Source organism: uncultured Paraglaciecola sp., assembly GCF_937123705.1.
Taxonomy (GTDB): Bacteria; Pseudomonadota; Gammaproteobacteria; order Enterobacterales; family Alteromonadaceae; genus Paraglaciecola.
On the sequence record NZ_CAKZKO010000161.1, the window covers coordinates 1 to 16,267 of the forward strand.

Genomic DNA, 16,267 nt, shown 5'->3' on the forward strand with positions numbered 1-16,267 from the left:
ACACTACAAGTATTAGTAATGTTGAGGGGATCAAAGACCTCAATAACAAAGACAGATGGAATTTACGTGGTCAAATGCTGTATGAACCAACCGAAGATGTGAAGGTTCGTTTTATTGCTGACTACAGCGAAATCGATGAAATATGTTGTACTGTAGCGACGGGTATTAACGGCCCAACCAATGCAATTTCTGAAGCCTTAGGTGGCATAGTACTGAGTCAGGAAGAACCTTTTGCATATGAATCAGCTCTTTCTACAAGCCCTACTAATAAAGTAGAAGACGGCGGTGTCTCTGTGCAGGTTGATGTAGATTTTGAAGATTTTGCGTTTACCTCTATTTCAGCCTACCGTACTAATGAAGTGCTTGCCGGTGATCTTAACGACATTACTAAATCACAAGATGTAGATTATAACTCTTCAGATGTTTTATACCTTTCTTCTCTTACTGATATAGAAACCACTACTCAGGAATTCCGCCTGACTTCTACAGGTGAGCGTACTCTTGACTGGATGGTAGGTGCCTTTTACTTTACAGAAGAGGTCATATTCAGTGACAGCCTAGGTTTTGGTAGTGATGCCAGAAACTTTATGGACTTTTTAGCTGGTGGCCTTGGAACACTAAGCGGTGTTGAAGCTGCACTCGGTTTGCCCGACGGTTTTTCTTATTCGGCAGGTTCGCAGATTAATACCGATTTGACCCAAGACAACGATGCTTATTCAATATTTGCTAACTTTGATTATCATTTAACCGATGCGTTAACCGCGACACTTGGCGTAGCTTACACTAATGATGAAAAAGAAGTCTCGGTGCTTCAGCCCCGTAATGATGCTGGCTTTTCAGCATTGCCATTTCCTGCCGCACCTCACCCATTAAGTGGCTTAAAAGCGCTGCAGTTTTTACCACCTAACTTAGATTTACCAAATTCAGTGGAAGACAACTCAACCAATGATAGTAAAACTACCTACTCAGTACGCTTAGCTTATACCATAAATAAGAATGTTAACGTCTTTGCTACGGCAGCCACAGGTTTTAAAGCGACCTCATGGAATTTATCCCGTGACTCTCGACCTTTCCCAACTGATGAAGCTGCATTGGTTGCCGCTGGACTTACTCAACCAAATCAAAGTTACGGAACACGTTATGCGACGCCTGAATTAGCGACTGTGTATGAGATTGGCGTGAAGTCACGCTTTAAGAATGGCGGGCTTAATGTCACCATTTTTGACCAAACAATTGAAGGTTTCCAATCCAGTACCTTTCTTGGTGGCGGTTTTGTGTTGGCCAATGCGGGTGAGCAATCTACTCAAGGGATAGAGTTTGATTCTGTTTATCGCCCTTCTGATAATTTGACCTTAACTCTAGCTGGTACTTTTCTTGACCCAATATATGATTCATTTGTAGGTGCTTCAGCTGTAGGTGGCGGAACAATTGATCTATCCGGTACTAAACCCTCTGGCATTCATGAGCAAAGCATCACCGCGGGCATTGCTTACAACTACGAGTTGGACAACGGTATGTACGGTTATGTGCGCGCCGATTACATTTACGAAAGCGAGGTAACCCTTGTGTCGAATGTACCAGACTCACTAACACGTGAAGTTAATACCTTAAACGCAAGTGCCGGCCTAAACTTCGAAAACGGTGTAGCATTGCAACTTTACGTAAATAATCTCACTAATGACGAATATTTCCTATCAGGTTTCCCACCTCCAACTCAAACAGGAACCTTTGCTGTTTATCCTAATCAACCACGCACCTTTGGTGTAAATGTATCCTATGAGTTTTACTAAACAGTAAACCTTAGAAAACAAAATCTAAGCCGGCTATAGCCGGCTTTTTTATTTATCGATCCTAACCTTACCCCTGCCCAAAAACATTTTATTAACATTTAATAAACTATGCATTTACTTTCAACTTGTGTTATTGCTAACATGCAGGTCTGATGAGTGGGTTATTATGTACAGCCATAGAGTTTACAAAAATCTGCTATTTGTCATTTTTTAATAAAAAACCACAAAGAGAAAGCATCAATGAGTAAAAAAACATTCAACACCCTACCCCGTGCCAACCGGGGCTTTAGAAAAACCCTTTTAGTTTCAGCCATGCTAAGCGCATTTGGCGCAACTAGCCTACAAGCCCAGGAAAGCGACGCTAATAATGCCGAGGAAGAAGGCGTTGAACGTATTTTTGTTACTGCATCTAAACGCCAAACGGGTTTACAACAAACTCCTATTGCAGTATCTGTCACCAGCGGTGAAGCCGTTGAGCAAGCTAAAGTATTAGATATTGGTGATTTACAAGTATTAGTACCTACCTTACGGGTAACACCATTACAACGTTCTATTAATACTGGTTTTGCTATCCGTGGTTTTGGTAATGGTACCAACAACACGGGTATCGAGCCTTCTGTGGGTGTATTTATCGATGGTGTTTATCGCTCTCGTGCTGCTGCACTCATTGGTGATTTACCTAAGTTGCAACAAATCGAAGTATTAAGTGGTCCACAAAGTACATTATTTGGTAAAAACGCTTCTGCTGGTGTAATCAGCGTGCGTACTGGCGCTCCTTCTTATGATAAAGAAGGAAAAATAGAAGCAAGTTTTGGTAATTACAACCAGCAGCTTTTTAAAGGTTATTTCTCAAATGGTATTACCGATGAGCTGGCATTTAGTATCTCTGGTGGTATCAACACTCGTGATGGTTACACCGACAATATTGCCAGTGCTGGTGGTAAAGTTAACGATCGTGATCGTTGGAATGTTCGTGGGCAAATGCTGTTTGAACCAACCGAAGATGCCACATTCCGTCTAATCGCCGACTATAGCGAAATTGATGAAGTTTGTTGTACAACAGCCGGTTATAGAAATGGCCCTACCGCAGCAGCAGTAGAAGCATTAGGTGGTATGGTGACGTCAGATGCTGACCCATTTTCTTATGAAGTAGCGTTAGATGAAATCCCAACAAACTTTGTAGAAGACGGCGGTATTTCATTACAAGCCGACATCGATTATGACGGTTTTGCCTTCACCTCAATTACCTCATATCGCTCAAACGTTTCAGGGTTCTCAAACGACGTTGACTTCACTTCTCTAGACATACTTAGAGAGACGGCCGATGTTGATATTTCTACTGTAACTCAAGAGTTCCGTCTTACTTCAACGGGTGAAAATACCCTAGATTGGATGATTGGTGCTTTCTACTTTGATGAAGAAGTAGTGACGGGTGATACACTAACATATGGGGCTCACTCAAGAGTTTACTTCGATGTTTTGAACTCTTTTGATCCAGCAACTGATGGTATTTTTGCCACTCTTGAAGGTTTGTATCCTGCTCTTAATGCTGGAGATGCGCTAAGACCCGGTACCGTTATAGCCACAGACTTTGTACAAGATAACCAAGCCTATTCATTTTTTGTAAATCTTGATTATCATCTATCTGATAATTTCACTGCCACCTTAGGCGTAAGTTACACTAAAGATGAAAAGGAAGTGACAGTTAAACAAAGTAATGACGATTCGCTTTCACAAGTTGAATTTGATACTGACTTAACTGCGTTTGGTGTTCCTCTAGCGCAAGTGTTTGTTGGTCAAGGCATGCCCTTACCCGTTGCGGTAGGTACAGTTCAAGCATTGAAAGCTTTTCAATTCCAACCACAAATGGTTGAGCTACCAAACAGCGTAGAGGCAAACAGCACCGATGACGATAAAATTACTTGGTCTCTTCGTGGTGCATATACGGTAAACAAAAATGTTAACGTTTTTGCAACCGCAGCCACAGGTTTTAAAGCTTCTTCATGGAACTTATCTCGTGATACGAAACCATTTGCTGCTGATATTCCTGCCATTATTGCAGCGCCAAGTGTTGCAAAGCCTAACGTAGCGCCAGGCACACGTTTTGCTAGCCCAGAAGAAGCGACTGTATACGAGCTAGGTATTAAATCAAATTTCGATAGCGTTTCATTCAATGCAACAATTTTTGACCAAACCATTGAAGGCTTCCAATCAAGTATATTTGTTGGAACAGGTTTTGTGCTATCAAATGCCGGAGAGCAAAATACTCGAGGTGTTGAGTTTGATTCAACTTTCCGCACTACTGATAACCTAACCCTAACATTTGCTGGTACTTTACTTGACCCAGAATATGTTTCCTTTGTAGGTGGTGAAGATGAAAATGGCCCAACGGATTTGTCTGGCACAACAGTTCCGGGTGTACATGAACAGAGTCTAGCCTTCGGTGCCACTTACGACTTTGAATTCGATAATGGCATGTATGGTTATGCTCGTGCCGATTATATCTACGAAAGTGAAGTACGCGCTGTGGGCAATATCGCCCCAGAAGTAACACGTGAAGTAAACACACTAAACCTTAGTGCCGGTTTAACTTTGGAAAATGGTGTAGCATTTCAGTTCTATGTACGTAACGTAACAAACGATGAATACTTCTTAACTGCCTTCCCTCGCCCAATTCAATCTGGCAGTATTCAAGTTTATCCGAATCAGCCTAGAACCTTTGGTGCTAGTGTAACCTACGAGTTTTACTAATCAGTGATTCTTAAACAACAAGATCCAAGCCGGCAATAGCCGGCTTTTTTATGCCTGTAATTTCTGCACATTCAAGATTTATTTAAGGTGTGCACTCAATGTGTTCGCTTGATGTTCGCCTAGTGTTCGGTCACCAAATCAGTCATGCCAAAAATCATTATCTCATTGTAATTTATACACTTTTTAAATTGGCAAGGTCCTTGCTATATCCCGGTATTAATTCTTCTAAACCCATTTATATAAAACAGTGACAGGGCCAACACATTGAATATGCGAAGTACATCTGGACAAGATAAGGCAATTGAAAGACCCAATACGGTCTACAAAAAACCAATTATATCCATAATCATTTTAGCAATTGTCATAAGCACATTAATTTACGTTTGGCCTAGTTTAAGCCGTCTATTTAGCGCCGACCAAACCATCTCTCAGTCGCAATTGCGTTTTGCTAAAGTGCAAAAAGGCGACTTACAGCGCGACATTTCTGTTCAAGGTAGAGTCATTGCAGCCAATAGCCCTACTCTATTTGCACCTTCAGCAGGCATTGTAAGTTTGCAAATTAAGGCAGGAGATAAAGTGAGTGTTGGACAAAAATTAGCTTCAATTTTTAGCCCAGAATTAACCAATAGACTCTCTCAAGAAGAGGCAACCTACGATCAGTTAGCGATTGAAGTGGGTCGGCATAAAATTCAGATTAAAAGTTCCCTTTTAAATAACCAACAGGCTATCGAGTTAGCGTCAGTGAATCTCGAAGTATCCAAAGTAGAAAAAAATAGAGCAGAAACCAGCATCCAAAACTCACTCATTAGCCAAAGAGAACTTGAAGAGAAAGTGGCCGCATTTAAACGCGCCAATCTTTCCTATCGCCATGCGTTACAAAATCATCAGTTGCAAAAAGAAAGTATGGAATTTGATCTTAAAAGCAAACAATCTCAATTAGAGCGGCAAGAATTTGTTGTTACCGACCTGCGCAGACAGGTGAGTAACTTATCCATTACCTCACCCATAGCGGGCATTATTGGAAGCGTCAATATCCGTGAAAAAGACACAGTGACAGACAACACCCCGCTGCTAACCATCATTGATTTAAGCATTTTTGAAGTGGAAGTGAATATTCCTGAAAACTTCGCAGATGATTTAGGAATAGGGCTTGCCACTGAAATTAGCTTTAACGGCCAAACCCATCTTGGGGAAGTCACGGCTATTTCACCTGAAGTATCTGAAGGGCAAGTTGTTGGCCGAATTCGTTTTTCTCAGTCTAACTTAGCTGGGCTGCGTCAAAATCAACGAGTTACCGCTAGGGTGTTGATCGAATCAAAAGAGAATGTCCTTAAAGTTAAACGAGGGGCTTTTGTTGAGTCTGGTGGCGGACGCATAGCCTATGTGGTCGACAATCAAACTGCGACTAGGCGATCTATTCAGTTAGGAGCCAGAAGCTTAGGCGAAGTAGAAGTGCTAAGTGGCCTTGAACAAGGAGACGAAATCATTATTTCTAGCCTGTCTCAATTCAACAAAAGCGAACTTATTAGCATTACCAAATAATAGCAGTCTACAACTAAATTTTATCGGAGAACCACCATGTTAAAGATGGAAAACGTCAGCAAGATATACCGCACCAACTTAATCGAAACGCACGCGCTAAGAAAAGTTGATTTACAAATCGGCGAAGGAGAATTTGTCTCTGTTACTGGCCCGTCTGGCTCGGGTAAAACAACTTTTTTAAACTTGGCAGGATTACTCGAAACCTTTGAAGAAGGTGATTTTTATTTAGATGGTCAAAACGTCAAAGGACTTAATGACAATCAATTATCAGAGTTACGAAACGAAAAAATTGGGTTCATTTTTCAAAGCTTCAATTTATTACCTGAATTGCCACTATTTGACAACGTAGATGTACCGCTGCGGTATCGAGGGTTTAATGCAAAAGAACGCAAAGAGCGTATCGAGAACGCGCTAGAGATTGTGGGTTTATCTTCTCGTATGCAACACCTTCCTACGCAACTATCTGGAGGTCAGCAGCAACGGGTTGCTATTGCTAGAGCGATTGCCGGGCAACCTAAATTTTTATTAGCGGATGAGCCTACAGGTAATTTGGACTCGCTTATGGCGCAACAAGTGATGGAGTTGCTTGAAAAAATCAACCAACAAGGCACAACTATTATTATGGTGACTCATGATGATCAGCTTGCCCGCCGAGCGCATCGCAACATCCAAATATTTGATGGCCAAGTCAGTGACTTAGCTCAAGATCAAACTGACGTTTTAATTAAATCACAATAGGAGCCCAGCAATGTTTGCATATAACGCAAAATTGGCTTTTAAGAGCCTCAACGATAGGCCTTCTTTAACCATATTAATGGTGGCAGCTATTGCCATTGGACTAGGTTTATTTATGACTATGCTAACCCTATCTCATCAGGCTAGTAAAATCCCTATTCCTCACATCAGTGAACAAATTCATCTAGTGCAATTAGATAATCGTGAAGTAGACGCAGAAGAAGCCGAAAGATTTTATGAAATGGTCGACCTTACCTATCAAGATACCGAAAATCTATTAAACATGGATATTGCAGGTGTACAGCAGTCTCTTGCTTGGAATACCCATGGTATTTTGAATGTCGAAGAGCAAGATATTCAACCGTTACGGTCTTCCTTGGTTGCTACAAATCACGCATTTTTTAGTATGTTTGATGTACCATTTTTATATGGCAATGGTTGGGATAAAGCGGCAGACCAATATGGTCAAAGCGTGATAGTTCTAAGTAAGGCTAGCAATGATTATCTGTTTGGCGGTACCAATAGTGTTGGGCAACAAATTCGATTGAATACGCAAGTATTAACGGTTGTTGGTGTGTTGGATGATTGGTTTTTAGCTCAGAAATTTTATGACCGCAGTTATTCCCAAGCGCGCCCAGATCAAGCTTTGATCCCTAGTAATTTGGCTTTCAATAATGAGTTACCTAGAAATGCTCGTTTTGATTGCTGGTCTACTACTTCAAACCCCAGAAAGTTTATGACTAATTTTCTGACGGAGTTAAAAACCTCTGAATGTGCTTGGATCACTTTTTGGGCAAAGTTACCCAGTAACGCCAAAGAAGATTACCAAACCTTACTCGGTCAATACATTGATTCTCAAAGTAATTTAGGACGTTTTCCTCGAGAGAACCAATTTTTTCTAACCAATATTAACGAACAAATAGCCCTAATAAGTGGCACCAATGGCAGACAACAAATGCTTGGCATGATCAGCTACATGTTTTTTGCGGTATGCCTTATCAACGCTGTAAGTATTCTGCTGGCTAAATTTATGCGCCGTACTAAGGAAGTGAGTTTACGCAGAGCTTTAGGCGCTAAAAAGCGCACCATTTTGCAACAACATTTAATTGAAGTGGTATTTATCGGCATTATTGGTGGGCTCATTGGAATAGTGTTCACTTATGTGGGTTTACAGGGCATGTTAAGGGTGAGTTTGTATTCTAGTGACTATACCCGCACTGCCATTGATTTAATGCCTTATCACCAGATGGATTGGGAAATGATCATGATGGCGTTTTCAGTGTCAGTTGGCTGTACTTTACTAGTTGGACTCTATCCCATTTGGCGGATCTGCAATGTCTCGCCAGCAAGTCAGTTAAAAGCACAATGAGTTTTTTAGCCGTTACTTTTACTCTATTACTAAGCAGATGGATGGTAATTTGTCTGCACCCATTACCTAGGTGAACACTATGGAATTTAGACCTATTTTCTTAAGTATCAAACACAATAAAGCCATTGCTCTATTAGTGATTATTCAAGTTGCCATTACTCTAACGGTGTTAAGTGGCTCGTTATTAATGACAACATCAACATTAAAAGAATGGAATTTACCCTCAGGTATTCCTCAAAACGATATTATCTCGGCGGTGCCACAGTTCTATGATCCTGACATTGATGTTCGCCAAACTTTGGTGGATGACTTACAGCGAATTAAAGCCACCCCTGGGGTGATAAACGCCACACCAATAACACAACGCCCTTTTGATGCTCAAGGTACTCAAAAGGTATATTTACAAGCAACCGAAGAAGCTCAAGAATATGACACCAACATCTTTACAGGCGATGCTAATTTTCATGATGTTCTGGGGCTAACCTTGATCGAAGGCCGCTTTTTCAGAGAAGACGATATTATTGTCGGCAATAGAGAACAACTATCTGCCAATCCTTCCATTGTGATGGTAAGTGAAGATATGGCAAAAGTATTATTTCCTGAAGGAGATGCCCTTGGCCAAACCATTTGGTTAACAAAAGGAGGCTCTCCGGCAGAGATTATTGGCATATATAGTAATTTTATGAATGGAGAACGACTTAATGCTATAGGAAAATCTTATCATACCGTTCTGCAACCTTTGGTGACTTGGCAAACTCGCGATGACCCCAACTACTTAGTCAGAGTAGAACCAGGTTTAGCCACAGGATTACTTGAGACTATTCGTAACCAGTTATATAAAACCAAAGGGCGGTACGTCAATCAAGTTGAACGCTTAACGCGCACTCAAAAGCGCATGTATGATGGCCGTGGTAGCCAAGCCATACTGTTATTGGTGATTAGTTTTGTGCTGTTATTAATTACTGCTTTTGGTATGGCTGGTCTGGTTTCGTTTTTAGTCACGCAGAGACAAAAACAAATAGGCACCCGCCGCGCTTTAGGCGCAACAAAATGGGATGTAGTGCGCTACTTTATGTTAGAAAACGGCATTTTGAGCGGTTTAGGTATAATGATTGGTTTAGCCCTAAGTTTGTTATTTACCTTTGTGTTAACCGAAGAAAGCGGTGTTAATATACTGGACATGAGTTATATTTTCGCAACCGCCTTTTTTATATTGCTCATTAATCAGCTCGCTGTATTTATTCCAGCAAAAAGAGCGGCTAGTGTTGCACCAGCCATTGTCACTAGAGCGGCTTAAGAGATTACAAACCCAGATGAAAGCTAACCTACTCGTAATAGACGACAATAAGGATATCGCTCACGCCTTGCAGGTATTGTTCACTTTGAACAACCTGCAATGTGAATTGGCTTACTCCCCTCAGGAAGGTTTAGCACTTCTTCAAAAACAAACTTTCGATCTAGTCATTCAAGATATGAACTTCACCGCAGATACCACTTCGGGTGAGGAAGGCATGCAACTGTTTAATGACATTCGTCAGCTAAGTCCTGATATGCCGATTATTTTAATCACAGCATGGACTCATTTAGAAACAGCGGTTGAATTAGTCAAATCTGGAGCTGCCGATTACTTAGCCAAACCTTGGAACGACGATAAACTCTTAGTCACCATCAACAATTTGTTGGAGCTCAACGAATTACAACAACAACAATGGAAAAGTGCTAAACGTAAGCAAAGCCAACAGTTACAACTCGAACAAAAATATGACTTATGCAATACACAATTTCGTAGTGATTCGATGTTACAGCTATTGCAAATGGCGACGCAAGTTGCTGCTGCGGATGTGCCTATTTTAATTACTGGGCCTAATGGCTCCGGCAAGGAAAAAATTGCCGAAGTGGTGCAAGCAAATTCCAGTTGTAAACTTGGGCCATTCGTAAAAGTGAACGTTGGTGCCTTATCACAAGATTTGCTTGAGGCTGAACTCTTCGGTGCTGAGGCTGGAAGTTACACTGGCGCCAACAAAACCCGCATTGGTCGATTTGAGCGCGCTCACAACGGCACCTTGTTTTTAGATGAAATCGGCAATTTGTCTATGCAAGGTCAGGCCAAATTATTAAGAGTGTTAGAAACTGGCGAATTTGAACGAATTGGTGGAAATCAAAGCATCAAAGTGTCAGTGCGGATCATCAGTGCAACCAATACCGATATCCCTCAGGCTATTGTCGACGGAACCTTCAGAGAAGACTTATATTACAGGCTTAACGTAATCAACTTACAAATAGCGCCTTTGCATCAACGAAAAGAGGATATTCTTCCGCTGGTAGATACTTTGCTACAAGGCAAACATCAACTTAGTGCAGAAAGCCGCGAGTTGTTATTGGTTCATGATTGGCCTGGTAATGTGAGAGAGTTGCTCAACACCATCAAACGCGCTCAGCTGTTGTGTCAAGATGGCATAATCACTGAGCAACACTTAGGCATCGAATTAAAAACAAATACAAGTATTGCACCTAAAGAAGATGTAACAGAAATCGAAGTAATAGATGCAATAAAAGCGGCGGGTGGGGTGATTTCAGATGCAGCAAAAAACCTTGGATTAAGTCGCTCTGCTTTGTACCGGCGTATGAAAAAATTCAATATTTAAGGAAATTAGGGCGTTAATCTATTGTGGATAAACCAAACAGTCTAACAAAAAACTTAGTGCAAAAATTGCTATTGGTCATCGCAATGCAACTCATATTGATGAGTGTGTTAATACCTTCAGATACATACTTAAACAACTGGTTTTGGGTCATTCTATTTTCCACTAACGTGCTCATCATTTGGGTCGTTATCAAAGCATTAACACCAATTAAAAACGTGGTACAAGCCTTAGATATTGGCGTTGACTCTTTTCATGACAAAGACTTTAGTATCACCATCGACAATCATGCTTATTCAGAATTCACGATGATCATCGACACCTACAACAAGCTTGCAAAAATAATGCGTGATGAACGTATGGCCATTTACCAGCGAGAATTATTACTGGATACGGTTATCCAAACCACACCAGTAGCGCTTATTTTGACCAACAATAATGATCAAATTGTATATAGCAATCTAGCCGCAAAAACCTTACTTAATCAGAAAAAAAAATTAGACGGCATGAAGTTTTCAGATATTTATCAACATATGCCGACTGCCTTAATGGAAGCCACCACTAACAAACTCGATGGATTAATCACCGAGAAACTAAATGATGAAACCATAGTTTACCACTTGAATTACCAGCCTTTTACCTTAAATAAGCAACGACATCACTTATATTTGTACAAAAATCTGACCACAGATATTTCACGTAAAGAAAGTGACATATGGAAACAAGTTATCCGTTTAATCAGCCACGAATTAAACAATTCTTTGGCACCAATTAGCTCGTTGACTCATTCAGCTAAAAAAATTATCGCGTCAAATGAAAACCAACATATGTTGCCTGATATTCTAAATACTATTTCAAGACGCAGTGCACATCTACATAAGTTTATCGAACAATATGCGCACTTCGCACGTCTACCCAAACCAGACAAAACAAAAGTCAAAATTAGACCTTTTATACAAACCGTCACACAGTTATGTGCAGTAGAAGCGTCAACACGATTTGAAGCCGAGACTGTGTTATGTGATGCTGCTCAAATAGAGCAAGTATTAATAAACCTAATAAAAAATGCCGAAGAATCGGGTTCAGATAAACAACAAATAGCACTCAATGTGTATCAATCAACTAATCAAATAACATTTGAAGTAACCGACCAAGGCAAAGGCTTGACAGAGCAACAACTGTTGCAAGCTCTACTCCCCTTTTATACTACAAAATCTAAAGGTACAGGCGTTGGACTCGCCTTATGCAATGAAATAGTGATTGCACATGGAGGTAGATTGAAGCTCGAAAACCAAGTCGAAGGAGGATTAAAGGTCTCCTTTAGTTTGTCTTTATAGAACAGGAAGCACTCAATTTTTATTTAACCTTCCCAATAAAGTAGCCGTATTTTTTATAGGAAATTGTCCAAACACACGAATGGATGGAGACGACTAATTGTTGGGATGGATTGGTATAACCTTGTGAGAATGACTGGGGGTGTTGATTGATACTTTTATGGGATTGAAATGCAGGGAAAAAAAAGCACCAAATAAATGATGCTTTGATTAACGATTAAACAGCTAAAATTACTGTTTTATGAATCGGCGTGAAGCCAACCCTATAATACCTAAAGCTAAAAGGCTTAAGATAGAAGGCTCTGGCACAACATTCACTCTCATTTTGGTCCCAGCCAAAACTTCATTGGTGTCTTTATCAAGCACTCTTAATCTGAAGTCGTATAATCCTGCAGTCCAAATATCAAAATCTTGTCCTAACCATCCTATGTTCATTGAGTTTTGAGCAATTGAATTACCTGCGTTGACATAATTGTCATTAAAAGAAGCAACGGGATCAAACTTAAGCCAATTTTTCTTTTTACTAGGGTTCAAATCAATACTCAATTCAATTAGATAATCTTCGAACATTCTATCGACATCTGAGCCATCGTAATTGAGGTTTATGGCAAACTCAAAGTTCCAAGCTGCGCCTGGAGCGCCCCATTTTGAATGTGCACCAACATTCATTGTATATACACCTGCACCATTACTATTATAAGTTTCCTCGTAAGGTACTTTCGCTCGAAGTCCTAGCTCAATGTTATTTTGATTGTTTTTCCATGCTTTATTTACAACAAAGGATCCATTTTGATTGCCACCACCAAACAAAACCCCCGGCGTAACATCCGCATCATAAATAATCCCAGCATTAGCATTGCTGGTCACAGCCAAGGTTAAAGCTAATCCAACAAACACAGCTTTTAACATTTTAGAATTCATTTTATTTCCTTTTTTTAAACATCCCTGAAATTAGAGTATGCAGTTAATTAATACTGGCCGGCATTAGGCAATTATTGCGCCATAATCATAAAACACATAAACATCAATGAGTTATGACGAATACAATTAAAAAAACTGGTCTCACCCCAATTTAGTGTAAATTAAGTTGACACTAAATTGGAATGTGACAAAGAAACCTCATAAATACAAAAATGAATGAAGATCACGGCGACATACCAAGCAATTATGATTCTGAGTGGTGAATATTGATTTTAAGGGGATGAAGTACTCGATTTAAATACTCTACAGTCGACTTGCAAATTTTTCTACTATCATGCGCACAAAAACTGAGCCAATATGTTGGTCAATACCCGCATTGCTTGACGGCTGATAGATATCCTTTAATCCGTATGGCGCTTTGTATCCAATTCTCCACAAGGTCTGGCCGTTTTTTGGAAATACATACAGATATCGCGATCTTTTATTAACATAAACGTTCAAATCATCGACACTAAGATTAAAGGGCGAAAATTGTCGACTAGCAGGCCCCTCACTAAGTCGCGACTCAGCGTTACGGGTATTTTGTGATTGCTGATGAAACTCTACATAAAGAGACAACAATACCCCACCCTTTCCATTGGGCAATTTTACTCGGTACTTACATTGAAAATCACTATTTGTGGCAGTAAGTTGAACTGACAATCCAAGTCGTTTGGCCAGCTCGTCGGCACTGATCCACAGACAGCTATCCACCATGCTTAAATCATCCCAGCGATTCGAGTAGTTTGTTGCTGTAAGGCGACGCAGCCCATTCCAGTTAAGGCGATCTGCAACGTGTGCACTAGTAACCACCACATAAGGCGTCAAACCACTTTGAGGTTTAGCCACTCTAACCATTTCTTCGAGAGAAGGCGTAACTTTAGGAAGGGGAGTTTCTAGATGCTGTGATGCAGGTTTTGACGCTTGTTTCGCTACGACCTTTGATTCAAATAAAGTAAACATTGCGGTAATTGAGTTAAACGTATCTTTTGCGCTAATTTCATCACCAGACCGACAAAATTCCGCACCTTGATCCCGCATTAACCGAAGACCTTGCAACATAGCTGATTGAGCATTTGAATTTTTCGCTAAGCGTTTATCTATCTCAGCTAATTGAGTCTGACAATCCGCTAACAAAGTTGTACTACAAATCAATAAACAAACGGCGAACAATTGACCTAATGTTTTCATCATACTTGGCTCAGATTATCGATATGAAAATAGAATAAACGCTAATAGTGTTTTTTGCCATTTTGCATTCAGACACGAAATCGAATGCCTTATTGAAGACTTACAATAAGCACAAGTTACTTTCGGTGAGGTGGTTTGAGCAACCGATTAGATTGGTTTAGTAATTGGCAGATAATAAAAAAGCACCAGATGAATGGTGCTTTGTTTAGTTGTAAAACAGATGAATTTACTGTTTTTTGAATCTACGAGACGCTAATCCCATAAGACCTAATGCAAAGATAGCAAGGGTAGAAGGCTCTGGAACATTTACAGAATCATCGATAGTGATTTGACGAAACTGTAAAGAGCCATTCCCACCCAAATTGGAGGCTGACACATTTATAGATTGGTTTCCGACAACATTAAATTGATTGGTGAAATTATCTGTGTTTTCGTCAACGAAATTACTTTGTAGTGAAAAATTAAGACCTTGTGTAAACAAGATATTTGCGCCTGAATTACCTGTAGATAGATAACCTACTTCATAACTAATTAGTTTTACTGCATGCGAAAAAGTCAGTGTAAGGTCATTAAGTGACCCGCAAAAGCTAGCAATTTCACCACCACCAGAAATACACAAACCATCTGCGTCAGCAGTTGATAAAGAGTCCGGAGAAAAACTTGAAGCAGTTAAAGTGACTCCATTTACAGTTTTAATAACAGAGGCTAAGTCATTGTCCGCACCATTAAAATTAAATGTAATCAATCCAGCATTTGCAAAACTACTCACAGATAAAACCAATCCAGCCAAAGCCGCTTTTAACATTTTTATACTCATTATTTTTTCCTTGAAAGTTAATCATATTTTATTATTATCAAAGAAAGCAAAAATCACACCAAAAAAATAACCACCTATCTTTCAATAACTTAACTTACCATACGGAATTGTAAATATAAAACCTGTAATAATAACGGACACTTTTCAATCAAAACGCGCCTATTTAGTAACATTGTCCTAATAAATGTTGCCGCTATCACCCACCCCAACACTCCTGTATAATCCCGCGCAATTAAAACACCTGTCTTAACAAATACTCAAGGCAGTTAAACCACGCTTTAACGCTACTACCCATACCGTTTAAGCCAGTTAAAGCAACAGAGCGCACTATGACAGTAAAACAATTCGACCCAAAACAAACCACTACCCTAGAAACTCCTGTAAAGATTATTGAAGAGCAAAGTAAGGTTAATTTGCATGCTAATCGCGCTGCAAAGGTAGGCTTTGTGAGTCTCGGCTGCCTAAGATAATTCAGGCGTTGCTTTATAGCGCAAAATTCAACTACCGCACCAACACACAACTCTTCCTTCCCCCTCAATGTGAAATAAACAAGATTGAATTTGTAACTAAATGGTTTTGGTTGAAAGGTTCATGTTGTGAACTATGTAATATTCTACTCACACAACGTCACAGGCAGTCAATACTGAACGATAATTACATCTGATAACGTTACGTACTGAGTTAAAATTAAATGCGCATATCGAATCTATAAAGTTAGCGTTGAAAGTTCGACAGTCGAACTATGTAATTTCAAAGTTGAAACAGTGTTGCTGTGACTTACGACAACATCACATATGACCTTCACGCTTCAAACTGTAAAAGTCACGCTCGCCAATAATGACATGGTCAAGCACTTCAATATTTAATGTGCTAGCAGCTTTAATAATCGCCTGAGTAAAACTAATGTCAGCCTGACTTGGTTTGCTGATACCAGAAGGGTGATTGTGAATAAGAACAACGGCAGGAGAGTTACAAATTATGGCTGTTCGTAATATTTCAACAGTGCGTAACTGAACACTACTTACCGTGCCAGTAGCAACTACTTCATAATTCATAATGTTGTACTGGTTGTTTAGGTTAACTACAATAAACTTTTCTTTTTTACTTGTTTTTACATGGTTTAATAAGCCAGATGT

General features: G+C 39.9%; 13 protein-coding genes. 9 read left to right on the top strand and 4 right to left on the bottom strand.

The features are described 5' to 3' along the window. From Q0688_RS21565 to Q0688_RS21600, 8 genes are all read left to right on the top strand, one after another. Window positions 1-1,790, top strand: a 1,790-nt coding sequence (locus tag Q0688_RS21565) for a TonB-dependent receptor (protein ID WP_299082297.1), incomplete at its 5' end; no start/stop codon positions are given. 240 nt (window positions 1,791-2,030) lie between these two features. Continuing rightward, window positions 2,031-4,541 (top strand): TonB-dependent receptor, encoded by a 2,511-nt coding sequence (locus Q0688_RS21570; RefSeq protein ID WP_299082299.1) that lies wholly within the window; start codon window positions 2,031-2,033, stop codon window positions 4,539-4,541. 270 nt (window positions 4,542-4,811) lie between these two features. Further along, entirely contained in the window at window positions 4,812-6,083 is a 1,272-nt protein-coding gene (locus Q0688_RS21575; RefSeq protein ID WP_299082318.1) for an efflux RND transporter periplasmic adaptor subunit, read from the top strand. A 36-nt stretch (window positions 6,084-6,119) separates the two neighbouring features. Beyond that, window positions 6,120-6,821 (top strand): ABC transporter ATP-binding protein, encoded by a 702-nt coding sequence (locus tag Q0688_RS21580; RefSeq protein WP_299082301.1) that lies wholly within the window; start codon window positions 6,120-6,122, stop codon window positions 6,819-6,821. A gap of 10 nt (window positions 6,822-6,831) precedes the next feature. Continuing rightward, window positions 6,832-8,187 (top strand): ABC transporter permease, encoded by a 1,356-nt coding sequence (locus tag Q0688_RS21585; protein WP_299082304.1) that lies wholly within the window; start codon window positions 6,832-6,834, stop codon window positions 8,185-8,187. A 79-nt stretch (window positions 8,188-8,266) separates the two neighbouring features. After that, window positions 8,267-9,484 carry an FtsX-like permease family protein gene (locus Q0688_RS21590; RefSeq protein ID WP_299082306.1) on the top strand — a complete coding sequence of 406 codons (1,218 nt, stop codon included), beginning with the start codon at window positions 8,267-8,269 and terminating at the stop codon, window positions 9,482-9,484. Between the two features lie 16 nt (window positions 9,485-9,500). Next, window positions 9,501-10,832: a sigma-54 dependent transcriptional regulator gene (locus Q0688_RS21595; protein ID WP_299082321.1), complete on the top strand. Its 1,332-nt coding sequence runs from the start codon at window positions 9,501-9,503 to the stop codon at window positions 10,830-10,832. A gap of 83 nt (window positions 10,833-10,915) precedes the next feature. Continuing rightward, window positions 10,916-12,166, top strand: coding sequence for an ATP-binding protein (locus Q0688_RS21600; RefSeq protein ID WP_299082308.1), 1,251 nt, complete (start codon window positions 10,916-10,918; stop codon window positions 12,164-12,166). A 228-nt stretch (window positions 12,167-12,394) separates the two neighbouring features. On the opposite strand, the gene Q0688_RS21605 is transcribed toward Q0688_RS21600, so the two are convergent. The 3 genes from Q0688_RS21605 to Q0688_RS21615 form a co-directional block, all read right to left on the bottom strand. After that, window positions 12,395-13,084 (bottom strand): PEP-CTERM sorting domain-containing protein, encoded by a 690-nt coding sequence (locus Q0688_RS21605; RefSeq protein ID WP_299082310.1) that lies wholly within the window; start codon window positions 13,082-13,084, stop codon window positions 12,395-12,397. Window positions 13,085-13,387: 303 nt separating this feature from the next. Continuing rightward, window positions 13,388-14,317 (bottom strand): hypothetical protein, encoded by a 930-nt coding sequence (locus Q0688_RS21610; protein WP_299082312.1) that lies wholly within the window; start codon window positions 14,315-14,317, stop codon window positions 13,388-13,390. A 223-nt stretch (window positions 14,318-14,540) separates the two neighbouring features. Then, window positions 14,541-15,131, bottom strand: a complete 591-nt coding sequence (locus Q0688_RS21615) for a PEP-CTERM sorting domain-containing protein (protein WP_299082314.1) — start codon at window positions 15,129-15,131, stop codon at window positions 14,541-14,543. 329 nt (window positions 15,132-15,460) lie between these two features. Here Q0688_RS21615 and Q0688_RS21620 point away from each other — a divergent pair, with 329 nt between their 5' ends. Beyond that, window positions 15,461-15,601: a hypothetical protein gene (locus tag Q0688_RS21620; protein ID WP_299082323.1), complete on the top strand. Its 141-nt coding sequence runs from the start codon at window positions 15,461-15,463 to the stop codon at window positions 15,599-15,601. Between the two features lie 318 nt (window positions 15,602-15,919). On the opposite strand, the gene Q0688_RS21625 is transcribed toward Q0688_RS21620, so the two are convergent. Beyond that, the coding region (locus tag Q0688_RS21625; RefSeq protein WP_299082316.1) for a JAB domain-containing protein at window positions 15,920-16,267 on the bottom strand (348 nt) is incomplete at its 5' end.

Bases quoted from the DNA above. Each gene is read 5' to 3' on its own strand.
- Q0688_RS21620 (WP_299082323.1), top strand. From the start codon at position 15,461: ATGACAGTAAAACAATTCGACCCAAAACAAACCACTACCCTAGAAACT.
- Q0688_RS21605 (WP_299082310.1), bottom strand. From the start codon at position 13,084: ATGAATTCTAAAATGTTAAAAGCTGTGTTTGTTGGATTAGCTTTAACC.
- Q0688_RS21585 (WP_299082304.1), top strand. From the start codon at position 6,832: ATGTTTGCATATAACGCAAAATTGGCTTTTAAGAGCCTCAACGATAGG.
- Q0688_RS21615 (WP_299082314.1), bottom strand. From the start codon at position 15,131: ATGAGTATAAAAATGTTAAAAGCGGCTTTGGCTGGATTGGTTTTATCT.
- Q0688_RS21600 (WP_299082308.1), top strand. From the start codon at position 10,916: ATGCAACTCATATTGATGAGTGTGTTAATACCTTCAGATACATACTTA.
- Q0688_RS21570 (WP_299082299.1), top strand. From the start codon at position 2,031: ATGAGTAAAAAAACATTCAACACCCTACCCCGTGCCAACCGGGGCTTT.
- Q0688_RS21580 (WP_299082301.1), top strand. From the start codon at position 6,120: ATGTTAAAGATGGAAAACGTCAGCAAGATATACCGCACCAACTTAATC.
- Q0688_RS21595 (WP_299082321.1), top strand. From the start codon at position 9,501: ATGAAAGCTAACCTACTCGTAATAGACGACAATAAGGATATCGCTCAC.
- Q0688_RS21610 (WP_299082312.1), bottom strand. From the start codon at position 14,317: ATGATGAAAACATTAGGTCAATTGTTCGCCGTTTGTTTATTGATTTGT.
- Q0688_RS21575 (WP_299082318.1), top strand. From the start codon at position 4,812: ATGCGAAGTACATCTGGACAAGATAAGGCAATTGAAAGACCCAATACG.
- Q0688_RS21590 (WP_299082306.1), top strand. From the start codon at position 8,267: ATGGAATTTAGACCTATTTTCTTAAGTATCAAACACAATAAAGCCATT.